We start from the raw sequence: 17,750 nt of genomic DNA on the forward strand, positions 1-17,750 counted from the left end.
CCGCCACCGTCGGCCCCAGCGCGGGCTGGCTCGCCACCCGCACCTCGTGCCCGGCGGCCCGCAGGGCCCACGCCAGGGGCACCATCCCCAGGAAGTGCGGCTTCTCCGCAGCCACCGTCAACAGCACACGCAACGTCCCGCACCTCCTCGAAGCGCTTCGGCAGACTAGGGGAGGGGACGCGGCGCGTCCACCCGGGCGGTCGGTTCGGGGCGGGTGGCGCCCCGGCCGGAACTGGTAGACATGGCGCCGCGCCGCGGGATGCCCCGCGCGTCGTCCGAACCCCCCAGCGCCGACGTCGGCCGCGACCCGAGGAGAGCCCACCGTGCGCGTCGTCGTGGCGTCCCTGGCAGAGAAGACGAACTTCCTGAGCCTGGTCCCCGTGGCCTGGGCCCTGCGCGCGGCCGGGCACGAGGTGCGGGTGGCGAGCCAGCCCGCCCTGGGATCCGTCGTCCGGCACACCGGTCTGCCGTTCGTCCCGGTCGGCCGGGACCACGGCTTCTGGCGGCACCTGACCGCGCGCTCCTCCTTCGACGGGCTGCGCGGGGGGGTGCCCCTCTTCTCCGCCTTCGGCAGCGGGCGCGGCCAGCGCCCCTGGGCGGAGGAGCTGGAGGACTACAGGCAGGTCGTCACCTGGTGGTGGCGGATGGTGAACGACCCCATGCTGGACGACCTGGTGGCGTTCTGCCGGGAGTGGAGGCCCGACCTGGTCGTGTGGGAGCCCATCACCTTCTCCGGCGCGATCGCGGCGCAGGCGTGCGGGGCGGCCCACGTGCGCCATCCCTGGGGTGCGGACGTCTTCGGCGCCGTGCGCGCGCGGTTCCTGGCGCGGATGGCCGAGCAGCCCCCGGCCGAGCGAGAAGACCCCCTGGCCGCCTGGCTGGGGGCGCGCGCCGCCCGCCACGGCGTCGAGTACTCCGAGACCCTGGTCCACGGCCAGGCCACCATCGAGCAGGTCCCCGCGTCCCTGAGGGTGGAGACGCCCTCCCACCTGGACTACCTGCCCGTGCGCTATGTGCCCTACAACGGCAGGGCCGTGGTCCCCCACTGGTTGCGCACCCCACCCGAGCGCCCCCGTGTCGGGCTCTGCCTCGGGACGAGCACGGCGGCGTGGCTGGGCAGGTTCGGGGTGGACGTGCCCATGGTCCTGGAGGGGCTGGCGGACCTGGACGTGGAGGTCGTGGCGACCCTGCCCGCCCACGAGCAGGCCAAGCTCGGCGCCGTCCCCGCCAACACGCGTCTGGTCGAGTACGTGCCCCTGCACGCACTCGCCCCCACCTGCGCCGCGATGATCACCCACGGGGGGACGGGCACCGTCCTGACCGGGCTGGCGCACGGGGTGCCCCAACTGGTCTCCCCCCGGCCCACGTTCGACGAGTCCCTGCTGGCCTCGTCCGTGGCCGGTCTCGGTGCGGCCCGGGTGCTGGACCCCGACCGGGTCACCCCCGGCGCCGTGGCCGCCGGGGTACGCGCACTCCTGGACGACCCCCGCCACACCGAAGCCGCCGACGCCCTGCGCCAGGAGATGGCCGCCATGCCCTCCCCCGCCGACCTCGCCCACACCCTCACCGGCCGGCACTGACCGGCGCCGACCCCGCAGCGAACCCCGGGGCGAATACCTGCGGAAATGGCGCCGGTATCACTCCGCGCCCCTTCCTATGGTTCACTGACCCGGCACCGGGCGCAGCACGGGAAAGCTCTCCATGAACAATCTCCCGGAGACGGTGGGGGAGAAGCACGATTCCGACTCAGCACGCCCCGGCGGATCTACGCAGGCACCGAGAATTTGAGGAGCACCCGTGCCCATTCTGGAAGTCAGGGGAGTGAGCAAGAGATATGGCAAGAACCAGGCGGTGGACGATGTCAGCTTCTTTATCGAGGAAGGTGAGACCTACGGCCTCCTGGGGCCGAACGGGGCGGGCAAGTCCACCACGATCGGCATGATCACCGGCATCCTGGAGCGCGACTCGGGGTCGATCACGGTCGACGGCATCGAGCACAGCGTGACGAACAGGAAAAGCAAGTCCCTGATCGGCTTCGTCCCGCAGGAGCTCGCCCTCTACCACGACCTCAGCGCGCGCGACAATCTCCGCTTCTTCGCCCGACTCTACGGGTTGTCGAAATCCGAGGCGCGCGCCAAGACCGAAGAGGTCCTGGAAACGGTCGGCCTTTCCGACCGCGCCGGTGAGGCCGTATCCCAATTCTCGGGCGGAATGGCACGCCGTCTCAATATCGGTCTCGGCCTGCTCAACAGCCCCCGACTCCTCATTCTGGACGAGCCGACGGTCGGCGTGGACCCGCAGAGCCGAAACTCCATCCTGGAGAGCGTCCACACGCTGACCCGGGGCGGGGTCTCGGTGCTCTACACGACGCACTACATGGAGGAAGCGGAGCGCCTGTGCGACCGCGTCGGCATCATCGAGGCCGGGAAGATCCGGGCCGAGGGCACGCAGCGTGAGCTGGTCTCGCAGGTCGGTGAGGACGACACGGTCCTGATCACCCTGGACGCCCCCGGCGAGAGGGTGCTGGACGTCCTGCGCGCGCTGGAGCCGATCGACGAGGTGTCCTCCGAGGGGACACAGGTCCGGCTCCTCACCTCCAACGCCAGGGACGCCCTCCCCCTCATCCTGGACACGCTCACCAGGGCCGGCGCCGGGATCCGGTCGGTCGAGGTCCAGGAACCGGACCTCGAGGCCGTCTTCCTCAGCCTCACCGGGAAGGGACTCCGGGAGTAGCGATGTCGAACGGACCCAACACGCTCACCATGATCGCGGCCATCGTGGCCAAGGACGTACGCCAGCGGCTCCGGGACGGCAGCCTGCTGGTCTTCGGGCTCCTGCTGCCCCTCGGCGTGGCCTTCTTCTTCAACATGCTGCTCGGCGACGACACCTCCCGGCAGACGGGCTCCGAGTACGTCGTCGTCGACAGCGACGCCGGCTCCCTCGGCCAGGAGTTCGTCGACGCGGCCCTGCGGCCCCTGGCCGACGACGGGGTCCTGGAACTGACCACGGCGGACACCGAGGACGAGGCGCGCGCACTGGTCGAGGACGGCGGCGCGGACGCCGCGTTCCTCGTCCCGGAGGACTTCACCGAGTCCCTGGAGAACGGCGACGACGCGGTGCTCACCGTCGTCGGGGACGCCGACGCCCCCGTCGCGACCCACATCGCCCGGGAGATCGGCCGCGCCTTCGCGACCGAGCACCTGCGCATCCGCCTCGCTGTCGCGTCGGGCTTCGACTCGGAGCCGAGCCCCGAGGACGCGGCCCTCCTCCTGGAGGAGGCCGAGGCCGCCGAGGCGCCTCTCGTCCTGTCCGAGGACGCGGATCTGGAGTGGCGGGAGCTGGGCAACGCCACCTACTACTCCGCCTCGATGGCGTTCTTCTTCGTCTTCTTCGCGGCGATGTTCAGCGTCACGAGCATCTTCGACGAGAAGGCCGGCGGGACCCTGGCCCGCCTGCTGGCCAGTCCGATCCCGCGCGGGGCGATCCTGATCGCCAAGCTCACCAGCGGCCTGGTCATCGGCCTCGCGAACATGGCCGTGCTGGCCGTCGCGACCTCGGTCTTCTTCGGCGCCGACTGGGGCGACCCCCTGGGCGCCGGCGCGCTGATCCTCACGGGCGTGACGGCCGTCATCGGCCTCACCGCGGCCGTGGCGAGCTTCGCCCGGAGCTCGGAGCAGGCCGCCAACTGGCTGTCGGTCCTGGCGATGCTGCTCGGGGTGTTCGGCGGAGCGCTGTTCCCCATCTCGCAGCTCAACGGCCTGGCGATCGTCAGCTACCTGACGCCCCACCGGTGGTTCCTCCTCGGGCTGGGCGAACTCTCCGCGGGAGGTCTCGACGTGGTCCTCCTTCCGTGCGCGGTGCTCCTCGCCCTCGGCCTCGTGGGCACCACCGTCGCGCTGTTTCGTATGGGACGGATGGTGAACGCATGAAGCCGCTGATCATCGGGGTCCTCAACCTCCGTCGCGTGTTCCGGGACCGGACGAACATCTTCTTCGTCCTGCTGCTCCCCTTCCTCATGGTCTTCATGATGGGCCTGATGTACGGAGGGGGTCAGCCCGTGCTCGCGGTCTCCTCCCCGTCGCAGGCAGGGCTCGCCGACCGCCTGGTCGACGCGCTGGAGGAGGACGAGCGGATCGACGTCCTGCACATGGACGAGGGCGAGATGCGCGACCTCGTCGAGGGCGGCGACGTCCAGGCCGGGCTCGTCATCCCCGACGACTACGAGGACCGGATCCGGAACGGCGAGCGCGCCGAGCTGGAACTCGTCACTCGCAGTGACGACCTGGCCGCCGCGGACGTGGGCATCTGGGTGCGCTCGGTCGTGACCCGGGAGTCCTCCCTCCTGAGCACCGCGCAGGTGACGGGGTCCGTTCGGGACGACGGGTTCGACGAGCGGTTGGAGAACGCCTCGGAGACCGAGGTGTCCGGCATCGAGGTGGAGGTGACGACCTCAGGGGACGCCACCTTCCCCGAGGGCCTCTCCTCCCACAGCCTCGCGGCGCCGCCCCTGCTGCTGCTCTACACCTTCATCACGGCGCTGACCACGTCCCTGGGCATCGTGCAGGCGAGACGCTCGGGGGTGCTGCGGCGCATGTACGCGTCGCCCACTTCGGCGGGGTCCATCGTGCTGGGCGAGGCCCTGGGCCGGTTCCTCATCGCCCTGACCCAGGCGCTGCTGATCCTGTTCGGATCGGCCCTGATGTTCGGCGTGGACTGGGGCGACCTGCCGGCGACCTCTCTGGTGGTCACGGCCTTCTGCCTCGTCAGCAGCGGAGCCTCGCTCCTGCTCGGCAGCCTCGCCCGGACCGAGGGTGGCGCGTTGGCCGCGGCCGTGGGGATCAGCCTCGGCGCCGGGGCGCTCGGGGGGACCATGCTCCCGCTGGAGTCGTTCGACGAGACGATGACGACGATCGCGTTCCTCACCCCGCACGCGTGGGGTTACGACGCCTTCAGCGAGCTGATCCGCAACCAGGCGACCCTCACGGACGTGCTGCCGCACATCGGCGTGCTCCTGGGGTACGCGGCGGTCCTGCTGACGCTGGGCGTCTGGCGCTTCCGCGGCGCCGTCACCGCGTAGGGGACGGGCCCGAAGCGGCGGGTTGCCGCGACCGGAGGACCGGCCGCGGCAACCCTTCTCTCCTCAGGCGGCGGTGGCGGACCCCCTACCGGGGCCCGTCACCGCCCGGGGGGACGACGTCAGCTGCAGCTCACGAGGCTGAGGCCGCTGTTGAGGAGGACGCCTTCCTCCAGGAGGGACTCCGACTCGAGGACCTGCAGGTCGAGAACTTCGCTCACGGCCATTTTTTCACCTTTCAGGAGAAAGGAATCCCGCCGGGGCCTCGGAACAAACCGTGACCCCGCCGCGACTCCGTCCGACCTTTGTGGCCAGGACTGCATCACGATAACAGCGCACTCGCCGGGAATCTGTGCCGATTTACCCGGGGGCGATTCCTCCGAGCCGCCCATTCCCCGCACGGCGCCGGTTCCGCCAATGACCCCCGCAGTCGCCGGCAAGCCCGGCGGGAGCCCTCTCCTCCCCGGCGCCGGCCTGGACGGAGGGCCTGCCCGGCCGATGCCGCAGCGGTGTGCCGCCGGTCCTTCCGGCGCCGCTCCCCCGGCCTCCCGAACGCAGGACGGCCCGGACCGCGAGGGCGACGGATGCCTGGTGAACCGGTTCTTGCCGGCCCCTCCGCCCGGCACGCCCCGGGGCCGTCCCGCAGGGCGGGACGCCACCGCGGACGCCCCGTGCCGAGGCCCGGGGCGTCCGGTCCGGAAACGGGACGGAAAGGGCGACTAAGGTACGTGGACCGAGCCCGCGTGTCCCGCTGGCGGGACACGCGGCGAGCGCCCCGTCACCCTTTGCCCCCGGGTTCCGGGAATGGGTTTTCCCCACCGTGCGCCGGGAAGGGCGCCGACGCGAACCGATAAAGAGTCGAGGTAGGAGAGCGTGACAGAAAAACCCGTGGAAACGCGCAGGATCCGGTTGTCCCCCACCCGGAGTCTGGAAACGGAGGGCGTCGTCCGGGCCCTGGCCGAGAAGGGCGTCGGGGAATTCCCCGGAATGGAGGACCTGGTCCGGCCGCTCCCCCGCGACACGGCGGACGTCACGGAGCAGTTCTTCGCCGTCTCCCCGGCCGACGGTACCGTCCTGGGGTTCTGCTCGCTGTCCCGTCTGGACACCGAGAGGCGGTGGATCCAGGTGGACGTGGTCGTGGACGAGGGGTCGAACGCGGTCGGCATCGCCCTGGAGGCGACCGTGCTGACCGTGGACCGCGCGTTCAGGGCCTGGCCGGTGGACGAGGTGCGCTTCTGGTCCGCCGGGGACAGGGCCACCGGCCTGCGGAACCACCCGACCATGGTCATGGAGGAGAACCCTCCCGCGGCCGGCCTTCCGCGCTCCCCCGGCTTGGAGGACGCCTCGCACTTCGTCATCCAGCGCGCGCGCTGGGAGCGCTACGGCGCCAAGTTCGTCCAGCGGCTCTCCCAGGCGCCGAGCAGCAACTGAGAGCGCCCGCCCCCACCACCCCAGAGAAGAGGTTCGGCACCGATGGCCGCAGTTGACCGGAACGAGATCCTGGCCCAGATCAAGGTCCAGGCGATGACCGTCCTGATGTTCACGTCGAACGAGCCCCAGTTCGACCTCCCCGAGCCCTCGCAGATGAGCGACCTGGACTCGTTCTCGATCGTGCAGCTGGTCCTGGCCCTGGAGGACGTCTACAACGTGTCCGTCCTGGAGGACATGTCGGAGTTCTCCGGTGAGAGCTTCGAGGACCTGACCCAGTTCATCGCGGAGCGGATCCAGGAGCAGGCGGTGGCGCCGAAGCAGGTGTGACCGCAGCGGGGCGCGGGCGGACGGGGGTTCTCCGTCCGCCCGTCCTCCGTGTGGGGGCGCGTCCCGCTCGCGCGGGCGCCGGGGAGACCGCGGACACCGTCACCTGAGCCCCTGGAATCACGTGGACCCCGGCAGGACCACCGGTCCCGTCGACGCCTCAGTTTCCCCGGCGCCGGGCCGCCAGGTCCTCCAGGACGGGCACGAGGTCGGCGGGGCTCGGCATCTCCCGGGACTTCTCCGACAGGCGCCGGGCGCCCTCGGCGAAGCGGGGCTCGTCCAGCAGCCGCCCCACCTGGCGGGTGACCTCCTTGCCCGTGAGGTCCGTGCCCTCCAGCGTCAGCCCGCCCTCCAGCTCCGTGACGTTGGCGGCGAGCAGCGACTCGTCGAACGCGTACTGGGCCATGGCGAACTCGGGGAGGATGAGCTGCGGGACGCCGTGGGCGACCGCGGTGCAGAAGGTCCCCGCTCCCCCGTGGTGGACCACGGCGGAGCAGCGGGGCATGAGGGCGTGCAGGGGGACGTGCTCCACCACGCGGACGTTGCCGGGGATGCTCCCGAGGCCGGCGGTCTGCTCCGCCGAGAGCGTGGCGACGACCTCCACGTCCAGTTCGGCGATCGCCTCCAGGAGTTCGCCCAGGGGCAGGCGGTACCGGTCGTCGAACCTCTCCGGCGTCCCGGAGCCGAGGGTCAGGCAGACCCTCCGGCGCCGTCCCGGGGCGCGCAGCCAGTCGGGCACCACCGCGGTGCCGTTGTAGGGGACGTATCTGAGGGGGATGTGGCGCGTCCCCGGGTCGGGCGGCAGCCGCAGCCCCGCGGGATAGGGGTCCAGGGTCGCCTGGCCGGAGACCAGCTCCTCCGAGAAGTCGGTTCCCACACGCTCGGCACAACTCTGCAGCCACTCCGCGAGGGGGTCCTCGCGGTCGCCGGCGGGTAGTTCTGCCAGACGGCCCAGGAACCGGCTCCGCGTGCGGGAGAAGACGTCCAGCCCCCACAGCACCCGGGCGTGCGCGGCCCCCGAGGCGCGGGCGGCGACGGGGGCCGCGAAGGTGGTCGGCTCCCACAGGACGAGGTCCGGACGCCACCAGCGGCAGAAGTCGGTCAGGTCGTCGAGCATCGGCGCGCTGACCGGGTGCCACCAGAGGCGCACGAACTCGCGGTACCCCTCCGACAGGTACTCCAGCCCCTCTGCCTCCGCGTCGCTCCTGGCCATGTCGAAGCCCGCGGTGTCCCCGAAGCCCAGGCCCTTCAGCGTGACCAGCAGCTGGTGGAACAGGTGGTCGCGGCCCACGGAGACCGCGGGCAGCCCGGTGCGCGCGATGGTCGGGACCAGCGCCGGCTGACTGGCCGCCCGCACCTCGTGCCCGGCCGCCCGCAGAGCCCACGCCTGGGGGATCAGGCCCAGCAGGTGGGTCTTCTCCGCCTGGCTGACGATCAGGACGCGCATGGCTGTGGACCCCTTGGTGCGGAAGTGTCGAACGGGTGGGCGCCGCCCGCGGCTCAGGTCAGGGAGTGCAGGCAGACCAGGAGGGTTCTCGCCTCGATGTTGAGGTAGTGGCTGTGCCGCACCAGCCGCATGAGCTGGGAGGCGGTCACCCACAGGAAGTCCGGCGGCGCCTCGACGGGCAGAGCGGGGTCCGCCTCGACGATGCGGTACCTGGTCTGGGCGTGGTGGAAGCGGCCCCCCTCCTCCGAGAGCAGCGCGTCGTAGCGCACCCGGTGGGCCGGCGGCGAGACCGTCTCGTCGGCGAAGGGCTCGGGGCGCCCGAGCGCCGCGGCGGAGGCCGAGTACTGCACGGTGGGCGTGATCTCGACCCGGTCGAGGGTGCCGGGTTCGGCGCGGGCGCGGACCAGGACGTGGAGGACACCGTCGATCTCGCGCACCAGGAAGGCGGCGAACCCGTTCCGGGTCGGCGCCAGCAGGGGTTGGACCCAGGAGGAGACCTCGCGGATGCGGGCCTCGACGGAGACCATGATGATCCTGAACCCGGCGCCGTCGCCGGCGGTGATCTCGTCGTCGGTCCGGCGCCAGCCCTCGGCGCCGGAGAGCGGCAGGATCTGCGACCGGTAGTCGACGACCGTCTTCTCCTCGGTGAACCAGCTGACGACCGCGGTCATCGTGTGCCGGGACTCCTCACCGTAGGAGCGCCGGAGCGCCCGGCCGAAGCGGTCGTCCGGTTCCGGCTGTCCGTCCCGGGTCACGGGGAGGCAGGACAGCACGGTCCGGGCGTCCATGTTGACCAGGTTGTCCCGGCGCAGCGCGTCCTGGATCTGGCGCAGCGTGAACCACCGGTAGTCCTCGTGCTCGGGGACGTCCCCGTCCACCTGGACGATGATGTTCCGGTTGTGCTTGCGCCAGAACCACTCGCCCTGCTCGGACTGGAGGACGTCCACGAGCACCCGCCCGCCGCGCGGGGCGCGGAAGTACTCCACGTAGGGGGTGGGACGGCCGCCGTGAACCCCCGTGTAGTTGCTGCGCGTGGCCTGCACGGTCGGTGAGATCTGGCGGAGGTTGACGTTGCCGGGCTCGAACTTGGCCTGCATCAGGAAGTGGGGCACCCCGTCGAACTCCTTGACGAGGATGCCCAGGATGCCGATCTCCGGCTGGTCGATGACCGGCTGGTGGAAGGTGGTCCCCCCGGCGGAGGCCCGCAGGCCCCGGACCGAGAAGAAGCCCCCGCTGGCGTGGACGAGGTCGCCTGTCCCCTCGGCGAAGGACCAGGGTCCGCCGCGGTCGAAGCCGACCCGCCCGACGGAGAGCATCCGGTGCCGCGGCCTGCTCTCCCACCACCGGGCCAGCTCGGCGTCGGACTCCAGGGGCACTTCCGGGTCCGGCGCCGCGAGCGGGAACCGGACCTCGTCGGCCGCGTGGGTCACAGCCTGGCCAGGGTCTTGGTCAGCGCCTCGATGATCCGCCGCTGCTCCTCGCGCGGCAGGGAGGGGTACATCGGCAGCGAGAAGATCTCGCCGGCCAGCTGCTCGGTCACCGGCAGGCTGCCCTTCTCGTAGCCGAGGTGGGAGAAGCCGGACATCGTGTGGACGGGCCAGGGGTAGCTGATGTTGAGGGCGATGTCGTGCGCCTTCATCTCCTCGATGATCCGGTCGCGCTCGGGGTGGCGGACCACGTAGAGGTAGTAGGCGTGCTCGTTGCCGGGCGCGGTCGCGGGCAGGACCAGGTCCGTGTCGGCGAGCGCCTCGTCGTAGATCCGCGCGACCTCCCTGCGGCCCGCGACGTACTCGTCCAGGCGGCCGAGCTTGCGGCGCAGGATCTCGGCGTGCACCTCGTCCAGCCTGCTGTTCTGGCCGTTGGGGGTGACGACGTAGTAGCGCTCCTGGTCCATGCCGTAGTAGCGCAGGCGCCGGAGGCTGGCGTCGACCTCGGGGTCGGAGGTGATGGTGGCGCCCGCGTGGCCGTAGGCCCCCAGGATCTTCGTGGGGTAGAAGGAGAACGCCGCGGCGTGGCCCATGGATCCGGCGACCCGCCCGTGGTGGGTGGCGCCGTGCGCCTGGGCGCAGTCCTCCAGCACGACGAGCCCGTGCTCGGCGGCGAGGGCCTCCAGCGGGGCCATGTCCACACACTGGCCGTAGAGGTGGACCGGCAGGAGGCAGCGGGTGCGCTCGGTGATGGCGGCGGCGACCTGGTCGGTCCGCATCAGGTAGGTGTCCGGGTCGATGTCGACGAAGACGGGCTTGGCGCCCACCAGGTCGATGGCCAGGACCGTGGGGGCCGCCGTGTTCGACACGGTGATCACCTCGTCGCCCGCGCCCACCCCGAGGGCGCGCAGGCCGAGGACGATCGCGTTGGTGCCGTTGTCGACGCCGGCGCAGTGCGCGACCCCGTGGTAGTCGGCGAACTCCTGCTCGAAGGCGACGAGGGAGGGGCCCCAGATGAGCTTCCCCGACTTGAACACGGTGTCCACCGCGTCGAGGATGTCCTCTCTCTCCTTCTCGTACTCCTCCAGGTATCCCCAGACATAGGTCGTCATGTGTTCCTCCGTTTTCAGGTCTTCCACGGCCGAAAGAACCGGGAACCCGGGTCGTGGGCACAAGGTGTCGCCCCGCGCGTACGGCGGGCAATCCGCCGGCAGGTGCGGTGGGGAGGGGGTCCCGACCGGGGCGAGGTACATACATAGCAGAGGGGGAGCAGGTTCAGAGCTCCCGGATCAACCGACCTCGACCATTTTCTTGGCCGCCATGTCCAACGTCGCCGAAGCCCACTCCGGAAGGCTCATACCCGAGCTCTCCGCTGCTTCCTGCCATTGTTTCCGGCGTTCGGGGTTAATGGCCACCTGAACATACATCGTCTCCGGCACCGCGTCCTCGCCCCGGGCGTGGAGCTTGATCCGGCGGCGGAGTTCGTTTCGGGACCAACGGCCGGCCTCCGCCTCGGAGAGCCACTTCTCCTGTTCGTTCTCGGGCAGCCCGCACACCTCTGCGTGGTGCTGGAAGCTCAGCTTCTCCCGTCGGCGGCCGGGGATGAACTTCCGGGCGACCCACGCGTAGTTGCGCAGGGTCTGGTAGTCCAGGGAGGTGTTCTCTATGGCCTGTTTGTACCGGTGGGGGTAGTTCTCCTGGCCGTAGATCAACCAGTCCCCCAGCCACCAGGCGGAGGCGTCGGAGATGACGAAGATGTGCTGTCCCCAGCGCTCCCAGTCGCCCATGGCCATGCCGTCGGGAAGGTGGAGGCTCGTGCGCCGGGTCGGGTTCCTGCTCCCCGTCCGCCGGCCGGCGAGGTCCACGGCGGGCCGGTGCTCGACCCCGCCCCGGGACTTCGTCCTTCCGTTCGTGTGACCCGGATTCGTCATAGTTTCCATGTGGTCCCCTCATCGACCCTCCCGCTCGGCAAGAGAAATCAACGCTCGGATCAGGATCATTCTCCCGTAGGGAAAATTGGGCTGACATCGGTAAGAGGGCTCACTGCGGGGGATTTTCGAACCGCGGAGGCAAAAGCTCGTAGAAGCGGCGAAAACAGGATTGCAGAAAGCACGCATGAAATGGAGAGCTGTCGGCGCGGAGACACCGACCCCTCGACAGGGGACTCAGCGGGCGCAGCGCGTTTGCATTACCCTGAACCAGACCAAAGCGGTCGACAACAAGGCCTGAACCTGAGTACCCCCTCGGTTGAATTCATGCTTGAAACAACCCTGCACACCGCCGCCGATACATCCACCGGCATGGCCGCGGACACAGCGTATGAGATAGACAAGCGAGCAGCAACCCCCAAATAATAGACACCTTGAGCAATAATTTGTTCACGGTGAGTCACGCAAGTGGGACCAGATTCCTTTTCTTTGGCCGAAACTTCTCCCGCCGATTCGCCGCCGGACCGCCGACGCATAAGGCATTGCAAGGGAAGCGGACGCGCGTCCTCGACAAAAATAGCCGCCCGGATTAGATTCCCCTACCCTTCCCGAGAACAGCGAGGATTGCCGATGCGTATCTTGTTCACAACGTTCTCCGAGAAGGCTCACTTCATCGGAATGGTGCCCCTCGCGTGGGCTCTGCGCGCGGCCGGGCACGAGGTGCGCGTCGCCAGCCAGCCCGAACTGGCCCCCACCGTGGCGGCGACGGGCCTGCCCTTCGTCGGCGTGGGCACGGACCACCTGCTTCCCCAGGTCATCAGCTGGGTGAGGAGGATGGGGGAGGACATGCGGCCGGACTTCGACATGATGGGCGTGGCCGCCGCGGAGCCGCCGTCGTGGGAGGCGCTCCGGGCGGGGTACCGCGACGTGCTCGTCCCCCTGTGGTGGAAGGTCGTCAACGACCCGATGCTGGACGACCTGGTGTCGTTCTGCCGCGCATGGAGGCCCGACCTGGTCGTCTGGGAACCCCTGACCTTCGCCGGGGCGATCGCGGCGCAGGCGTGCGGTGCGCCCCACGCGCGGTTCCTGTGGAGCCTGGACCTGTTCGCCGCCATGCGGGTGCAGTACCTGGAGCGCATGGCCGAGCAGCCCGGGGCCGACCGCGACGACCCCCTCCGCGCCTGGCTGGAGAACCGCGCCGCCCGCTACGGGGTGGAGTTCTCCGAGGACCTCGTCCGGGGGCGGGCCACCCTCGACCCCGTCCCCGACTCCCTGGGCGTCCCCGTGCCCACCGGCACACGTCGGCTCCCCCTGCGCTACGTCCCCTACAACGGCAGGGCCGTGGTCCCCGACTGGCTGCGCACCCCGCCGGCGCGGCCCCGCGTCGCGCTCAGCCTCGGCATCACGGCCACACGGCGCCTGGGCGGCCACACCGTGGACGTGGGCACCCTCCTGGAGGGGCTGGCCGACCTGGACGTGGAGGTCGTCGCCACGCTGTCGGCGCCGGAGCAGGCCAAACTCGGCGCCGTGCCGCCCAACGCGCGCCTGGTCGAGTACGTGCCGCTGCACGCCCTCGCCCCCGCCTGCGACGCCATGATCACCCACGGTGGCGCGGGCACCGTCCTGACGGGCCTGGCCCACGGGGTGCCCCAGGCCGCGGTGCCGCACCACATGTACGACGAGCCGCTCCTGGCCTCGCTGGTGGCCGCGCAGGGGGCTGGGGTGGTCGTTGACCCGGCACGGGTCTCTCCGGACACGGTCCGTGAGAGTGTGCTGCGCCTGCTCGGCGATCCCGCCCACGCGGGGGCGGCGGGGCGGCTGCGCGAGGAGATGGCCGCCATGCCCTCCCCCGCCGACGTCGCCCGGGACCTGGCCGGCGCGGCGGGAGAGGGCGCTGGGCCGGCCCTCACTCGATCCTGACGTCCGGGACGTACTGGATCCAGCGGCCCCCGGCCTCGCGGAAGCCGACCTCCTTGGCCATGATCTCCTCGGCGTGGTTCCACGCCAGCAGGAGCGCGTAGTCGGGGTAGGAGGCCGTGAAGGCCTCGTGTCCGAGGACCCTGACGCCGGAGCCGGGGGTGAGGCGCCCCTGTTTGGCGGGCGTCGTGTCGCAGACGAACTCCAGGAGTTCGGCGTCGATCCCGCAGAAGTTGAGCACCGTCGCGCTCTTGGCGGTGGCGCCGTAGCCCACCACGCGCCTGCCCTGGTCGCGGAGGGAGCGCAGCTCCTTCGTCAGGCTCTCGCAGTTCCCCCTGACCCGGTCGCCGAAGGAGCGCAGCGCCTCCGGCGAGGTCAGGTCCCGCTCCTCCTCCTCGGCCAGGATCGCGGACACGGCCCGCGAGGGTGTGCGGGCGCCCTCCTTGGCCAGCGTGTAGCGCAGCTCCCCGCCGTGGGTGGGCAGGCGCTCGACGTCGACCAGGTCCAGCCCGAACCGCCGGGCCATGTTGCGCACGGAGGTGGCGGTGAACAGGAAGAAGTGCTCGTCGTAGAACTGGTCGAAGGACGCCTTCGCGCTGACGTCGCCGAAGTAGGGGTCCTCGAAGACGAACACCCCGTCGGGGGCCAGCAGCTCCCCGATCCCCTCCAGGACCGAGTCCACGTACGGGATGTGGCAGAACGTGTTGGCGGCGTAGACGACATCGGCGGGGCCGTCCTCCTCGCGGACGCGCAGCGCGGTCTCCTTCTCGAAGAACGCGTTGCGCACGCGGACGCCCTTGGAGCGGGCGACCTCGGAGACGGCTCCGGACGGCTCCATCCCGAGGTGGCGCACCCCGGCCCGGGCCACGGTCTCCAGCATGACGCCGTCGTTGCAGCCCAGCTCGACCACGAAGGGGTCGGGCCCGGTCAGGTGCTCGGCGAGCAGCTTCTCCGCGGTGGCCTCGAAGTGGGCGCGCATGACGGTGGAGCCGGAGGAGTAGTAGGGGTAGCCCTCGTGGAACATGCGCTCCCTGGGCACCTCCTCCATCAACTGCACCATCTGACAGTCCGGACAGGCGCCGACGGCCAGGCGGTAGAAGAACTCCTCGCCGGTGTCGTCGGGCTCGCGGAAGGCGTCCGACAGCGGCTGGCGGCCGAAGTCCATGAACTCGGTGACCGTTCCTCGGCAGACACGGCACGTGGTGGTGGGGACCAACCTGAACTCCTCGCGGGCGTCGTGGGACGGGCGCGCCGGGGGTCGGCGGCCCGGGATCGTCGGGCGGCCGGTGGTCGGCCGCCCGACGGGCGGGGGTCAGTCCGTGGTGTTCTCCTGCTGTTCGAGCCACCACGGGCTCTCCTCGGCCCACTCGATGGTGCGGGCCACCCCCTCCCGCAGGGAGGTGGTGCTCTTCCACCCCAGGAGGGAGAGGATCTTCCCGGCGTCGGGGATGCGCCGGTCGAGGTCCTGGTAGGAGTCGCCGAACCTGTCCCGGGTGTCGATCGACGTGAGGCCGACGCGCCCCCCGGTGAGCTCCACGACGAGGTCGACCGCCTCGCGGATCGTGACCTCGTCCGAGCTGCCGACGTTGAAGCACTCCCCGTCCGCCTCGGGCCGGGTGCCGATCTCGACGGTGGCGTCGACGGCGTCGTCGATGTAGGTGAAGCTCCGGGTCTGGCTGCCCTCGTCGTAGACGATCGGGGGCTCCCCGCGCAGCGCCCGGTGGACGCTGCGGCTGATGAGGAAGGCCGGGCGCTGGCGCGGCCCGTAGAGGTTGAAGTAGCGGACGATGGAGGCGTTGAGGCCCCGCTCCCGCATGTAGCCGAACGTCAGGTGCTCGGCCAGCGCCTTGCTGGAGGAGTAGCTCCACCGGTTGGCCGACGTCGTCCCGAGGATCCGGTCGGCGTCCTCCTTCCAGGGGACGTCCGGGTTCTTGCCGAACACCTCGCTGGTGCTGGCGAAGACCACCTTGGCCCCGACCCGCTGGGCCCGGTCGAGCACGTTGCGGGTCCCCGTGAAGTTGACGTCGATGACGTCGAGGGGGGATTCCAGGTAGCGGTCCACCCCCACGACGGCGGCGAGGTGGTACACCACGTCCACCCCGCTCGTGATGGCCTCGGAGAGCTGGTCCGCGGAGCTGACACTGCCCCGGACGTACTCGACCTCGGTCCAGGAGGGCGCGGGTTTGGGCCGCGCCCCCTTCGAGTCGAAGACGACGACCTCGTCCCCCCTGCGCAGGAGGCGGTCGACGAGGTGGCTTCCGACGAAGCCGTTTCCCCCGGTCACTACGGCACGCGCCACGGCGTCTACCGTCCTATCCCTCGGTAGGTGAATCCGAGCCCCGTGAGGGACTCGACGGTCTGTTCGTCGAAGTGGGCCCGGCCGTCCAGGAACAGGCATCCCGGGGCGGTGAGCGCGCGGAGCGCGGCCATGTCCAGTTCGGCGAACTCATCGTGCCACGCGAGAACCGCGAGGCAGTCGGCACCGGACGCCGCCCCTTCCACGCCGGACGAGGGCTCCACGCCGAACTCCTTGCGGATCTCGTCGGGGTCCGCGAGCGGGTCGAAGAGCGCCACGTCGGCCCCGGCCTCGCGGAGCGCGGAGACCACGGGCAGGGTGGGGGTCGACCTCAGGTCGCCGGTGTTGTTCTTGAAGGACAACCCCAGCACGGCCACCCGCGACCGGTCGGCGGGGGTGCCCAGGGCGGCGAGGCCGTCCACGATGAGCCCGGCGACGTAGCCGGGCATCGCCTCGTTGGCCTCGCGCGCGGTGACCACGGTGCTGAGGTCGACCCCCCGTTCCCGGGCGGAGCGCCAGAGCATCCAGGGGTCCTTGGTCAGGCAGGAGCCGCCCACGCCGACGCCCGGTGAGAGGACGTTGATGTTCCCCTTCCCCTTGGGCACCTCGTTGGTCGCCGCGATGACCTCCATGGCGTCCACCCCGATGGCCGCGCAGTAGCGCGCGAGCTCGTTGGCCAGGGCGATGTTGTGGTCGATCCACCAGTTGTTGAGGAGTTTCACCGTCTCGGCGGCCTCGATGGAGGAGCAGGGGACGGTCTCGACGCCGAGCCCGGCCCGCCAGAACCGCTCGGCCGCGGCTCCGGACCGCTCGTCCCAGCCGCCGACGACCACGGGGAGCCGGCGGATCTCGGCCAGCGCGCTGCCCTGGGAGAGGCGTTCGGGGCAGAAGGCCAGCCCGAAGTCCTCGCCGCAGGTCAGGCCCCCGCCCTCCAGCAGCGGTGCGACGAGGGCGCGGGTCGTGCCCGGGGGGACCGTGCTCTTGAAGATGACGACCTGTCCGGCCCGCAGGTGCAGCCCGATCTCGGTCGCGGCGCTCTCGACCTGCGTCTCGACGAGCGTGCCGTCCTCCTGGACCGGGGTGCCGACGGCGATCACGACCACGTCCGTACCGGAGATCGCGGCGAAGTCGGTGGTGACGCGCAGGCGGCCGGACCCCCGGCCCTTGGCCACCAGTTCGGGCAGCCCCGGCTCCTTGAGACGGCAGCGGCCCGCCTCCATCTCCTCGATCAGGGAGGCGTCGACGTCGACGCCGACGACGTCCACCCCGTTGTCGGCCAGGCTGACGGCGACGCACGATCCCACGTATCCCAGGCCGACGACCGAGACGGTGATGTCCTCCCGATCCAGCAGGAAACGCATATGAGCTCCATTCGACTCTCACCCCGGCGGCACAGGGAAAACAGGTCCCGAGGGATCTTGACGAGAAAGGATCGGTCCAGTATCCGGCCATTCACCTGTCCGGCGGATCGGCCGGTGCCTGGGAATCTACTTCATGCGCGCGGGGCGCACGGGGCAGCACCGGGGAAGTCCTCGTCGGAGGCGGGGCGAACGACTTCCCTACAATCTCCCTTGCCGAAGATAAATGAGGCCCCGGCCGGTTCAGGTGGGCAATGATATGCGCGCGGAAGCAACTCTTGGCAAACCCGGTCGCGTGCCGATTGGTTCGGCCGCCGGGAAAGAATACGCCGCGGCCGGGGCGGACCCGCGGCGCCGGGGGCCTCCCGGCCCGCTCCCGCGGCCGGCGGACGACACAGGGACGGAGGCGATGGCCGTGCGCGTGCTGATCGCGACGCAGGCGGAGAGAACCCACTTCCTGGGGATGGTGCCCCTGGCGTGGGCCCTGCGGGCCGCCGGGCACGAGGTGCGGGTGGCGAGCCAGCCCGCGCTGGGGCCGACGGTGGCGG

15 protein-coding genes and 2 pseudogenes are annotated in these 17,750 nt (G+C 70.8%); 8 read left to right on the forward strand and 9 right to left on the reverse strand.

The window, feature by feature from the left end; all coding sequences use genetic code 11:
* Nucleotides 1-133: pseudogene (locus ACFQBR_RS33695) on the reverse strand (activator-dependent family glycosyltransferase); the annotation flags it as partial.
* 190 nt (nt 134-323) lie between these two features.
* Here ACFQBR_RS33695 and ACFQBR_RS33050 point away from each other — a divergent pair.
* The 4 genes from ACFQBR_RS33050 to ACFQBR_RS33065 all read left to right on the forward strand — a co-directional run bounded on the left by ACFQBR_RS33050 (nt 324) and on the right by ACFQBR_RS33065 (nt 5,077).
* Complete coding sequence (locus ACFQBR_RS33050) at nt 324-1,580, forward strand: activator-dependent family glycosyltransferase (protein WP_344181813.1); 1,257 nt, start codon at nt 324-326, stop codon at nt 1,578-1,580.
* Nucleotides 1,581-1,797: 217 nt separating this feature from the next.
* Nucleotides 1,798-2,733, forward strand: coding sequence for an ABC transporter ATP-binding protein (locus ACFQBR_RS33055; RefSeq protein ID WP_344181811.1), 936 nt, complete (start codon nt 1,798-1,800; stop codon nt 2,731-2,733).
* Between the two features lie 2 nt (nt 2,734-2,735).
* Nucleotides 2,736-3,929 carry an ABC transporter permease gene (locus ACFQBR_RS33060; RefSeq protein ID WP_344181809.1) on the forward strand — a complete coding sequence of 398 codons (1,194 nt, stop codon included), beginning with the start codon at nt 2,736-2,738 and terminating at the stop codon, nt 3,927-3,929.
* Nucleotides 3,926-5,077: an ABC transporter permease gene (locus ACFQBR_RS33065; protein ID WP_344181807.1), complete on the forward strand. Its 1,152-nt coding sequence runs from the start codon at nt 3,926-3,928 to the stop codon at nt 5,075-5,077. The genes ACFQBR_RS33060 and ACFQBR_RS33065 overlap by 4 nt, the downstream gene beginning before the upstream one ends.
* 119 nt (nt 5,078-5,196) lie before the next feature.
* Here the strand turns inward: ACFQBR_RS33065 and ACFQBR_RS33070 are convergent, their stop codons facing one another.
* Nucleotides 5,197-5,301 (reverse strand): SapB/AmfS family lantipeptide, encoded by a 105-nt coding sequence (locus tag ACFQBR_RS33070; RefSeq protein WP_267947205.1) that lies wholly within the window; start codon nt 5,299-5,301, stop codon nt 5,197-5,199.
* A gap of 646 nt (nt 5,302-5,947) precedes the next feature.
* On the opposite strand from ACFQBR_RS33070, the gene ACFQBR_RS33075 reads away from it, so the two are divergent.
* Entirely contained in the window at nt 5,948-6,505 is a 558-nt protein-coding gene (locus ACFQBR_RS33075; protein ID WP_267947206.1) for a GNAT family N-acetyltransferase, read from the forward strand.
* Nucleotides 6,506-6,547: 42 nt separating this feature from the next.
* A complete protein-coding gene (locus tag ACFQBR_RS33080) occupies nt 6,548-6,832 on the forward strand; it encodes a hypothetical protein (RefSeq protein WP_267947207.1) in 285 nt (94 codons plus the stop codon).
* Between the two features lie 157 nt (nt 6,833-6,989).
* Here ACFQBR_RS33080 and ACFQBR_RS33085 read toward each other — a convergent pair whose 3' ends face one another.
* The 4 genes from ACFQBR_RS33085 to ACFQBR_RS33100 form a co-directional block, all read right to left on the reverse strand.
* A complete protein-coding gene (locus ACFQBR_RS33085; RefSeq protein ID WP_344181805.1) occupies nt 6,990-8,276 on the reverse strand; it encodes an activator-dependent family glycosyltransferase in 1,287 nt (428 codons plus the stop codon).
* A gap of 53 nt (nt 8,277-8,329) precedes the next feature.
* Nucleotides 8,330-9,706 carry an NDP-hexose 2,3-dehydratase family protein gene (locus tag ACFQBR_RS33090; protein ID WP_344181803.1) on the reverse strand — a complete coding sequence of 459 codons (1,377 nt, stop codon included), beginning with the start codon at nt 9,704-9,706 and terminating at the stop codon, nt 8,330-8,332.
* Nucleotides 9,703-10,815 (reverse strand): DegT/DnrJ/EryC1/StrS family aminotransferase, encoded by a 1,113-nt coding sequence (locus ACFQBR_RS33095; protein ID WP_344181801.1) that lies wholly within the window; start codon nt 10,813-10,815, stop codon nt 9,703-9,705. Before ACFQBR_RS33095 ends, ACFQBR_RS33090 begins: the two co-directional genes overlap by 4 nt.
* Before the next feature lie 177 nt (nt 10,816-10,992).
* Entirely contained in the window at nt 10,993-11,634 is a 642-nt protein-coding gene (locus ACFQBR_RS33100) for an LmbU family transcriptional regulator (RefSeq protein WP_267947211.1), read from the reverse strand.
* Between the two features lie 627 nt (nt 11,635-12,261).
* Between ACFQBR_RS33100 and ACFQBR_RS33105 the strand changes: the two genes are divergently transcribed.
* Nucleotides 12,262-13,551 (forward strand): activator-dependent family glycosyltransferase, encoded by a 1,290-nt coding sequence (locus tag ACFQBR_RS33105; protein ID WP_344181799.1) that lies wholly within the window; start codon nt 12,262-12,264, stop codon nt 13,549-13,551.
* On the opposite strand, the gene ACFQBR_RS33110 is transcribed toward ACFQBR_RS33105, so the two are convergent.
* The 3 genes from ACFQBR_RS33110 to ACFQBR_RS33120 all read right to left on the reverse strand — a co-directional run bounded on the left by ACFQBR_RS33110 (nt 13,538) and on the right by ACFQBR_RS33120 (nt 17,205).
* Nucleotides 13,538-14,713: a methyltransferase domain-containing protein gene (locus tag ACFQBR_RS33110; RefSeq protein WP_378554963.1), complete on the reverse strand. Its 1,176-nt coding sequence runs from the start codon at nt 14,711-14,713 to the stop codon at nt 13,538-13,540. The two genes, ACFQBR_RS33105 and ACFQBR_RS33110, sit on opposite strands and share 14 nt — an antisense overlap.
* A gap of 147 nt (nt 14,714-14,860) precedes the next feature.
* Nucleotides 14,861-15,847, reverse strand: coding sequence for an NAD-dependent epimerase/dehydratase family protein (locus tag ACFQBR_RS33115; protein ID WP_344181796.1), 987 nt, complete (start codon nt 15,845-15,847; stop codon nt 14,861-14,863).
* A gap of 5 nt (nt 15,848-15,852) precedes the next feature.
* Nucleotides 15,853-17,205, reverse strand: a complete 1,353-nt coding sequence (locus ACFQBR_RS33120; RefSeq protein ID WP_344181794.1) for a nucleotide sugar dehydrogenase — start codon at nt 17,203-17,205, stop codon at nt 15,853-15,855.
* 412 nt (nt 17,206-17,617) lie between these two features.
* Here ACFQBR_RS33120 and ACFQBR_RS33700 point away from each other — a divergent pair.
* A pseudogene (locus ACFQBR_RS33700) lies at nt 17,618-17,750 on the forward strand (activator-dependent family glycosyltransferase); the annotation flags it as partial.

Origin of the sequence: Nocardiopsis tropica (assembly GCF_042660575.1) — a bacterium.
In the GTDB taxonomy this organism is placed as follows: Bacteria; Actinomycetota; Actinomycetes; order Streptosporangiales; family Streptosporangiaceae; genus Nocardiopsis; species Nocardiopsis tropica.

What these genes read in the sequence shown, in the direction of transcription:
- ACFQBR_RS33060 (WP_344181809.1), top strand. Translation starts at nt 2,736, where the DNA reads ATGTCGAACGGACCCAACACGCTCACCATGATCGCGGCCATCGTGGCC.
- ACFQBR_RS33065 (WP_344181807.1), top strand. Translation starts at nt 3,926, where the DNA reads ATGAAGCCGCTGATCATCGGGGTCCTCAACCTCCGTCGCGTGTTCCGG.
- ACFQBR_RS33070 (WP_267947205.1), bottom strand. Translation starts at nt 5,301, where the DNA reads ATGGCCGTGAGCGAAGTTCTCGACCTGCAGGTCCTCGAGTCGGAGTCC.
- ACFQBR_RS33080 (WP_267947207.1), top strand. Translation starts at nt 6,548, where the DNA reads ATGGCCGCAGTTGACCGGAACGAGATCCTGGCCCAGATCAAGGTCCAG.
- ACFQBR_RS33085 (WP_344181805.1), bottom strand. Translation starts at nt 8,276, where the DNA reads ATGCGCGTCCTGATCGTCAGCCAGGCGGAGAAGACCCACCTGCTGGGC.
- ACFQBR_RS33095 (WP_344181801.1), bottom strand. Translation starts at nt 10,815, where the DNA reads ATGACGACCTATGTCTGGGGATACCTGGAGGAGTACGAGAAGGAGAGA.
- ACFQBR_RS33100 (WP_267947211.1), bottom strand. Translation starts at nt 11,634, where the DNA reads ATGACGAATCCGGGTCACACGAACGGAAGGACGAAGTCCCGGGGCGGG.
- ACFQBR_RS33105 (WP_344181799.1), top strand. Translation starts at nt 12,262, where the DNA reads ATGCGTATCTTGTTCACAACGTTCTCCGAGAAGGCTCACTTCATCGGA.
- ACFQBR_RS33110 (WP_378554963.1), bottom strand. Translation starts at nt 14,713, where the DNA reads ATGGACTTCGGCCGCCAGCCGCTGTCGGACGCCTTCCGCGAGCCCGAC.
- ACFQBR_RS33120 (WP_344181794.1), bottom strand. Translation starts at nt 17,205, where the DNA reads ATGCGTTTCCTGCTGGATCGGGAGGACATCACCGTCTCGGTCGTCGGC.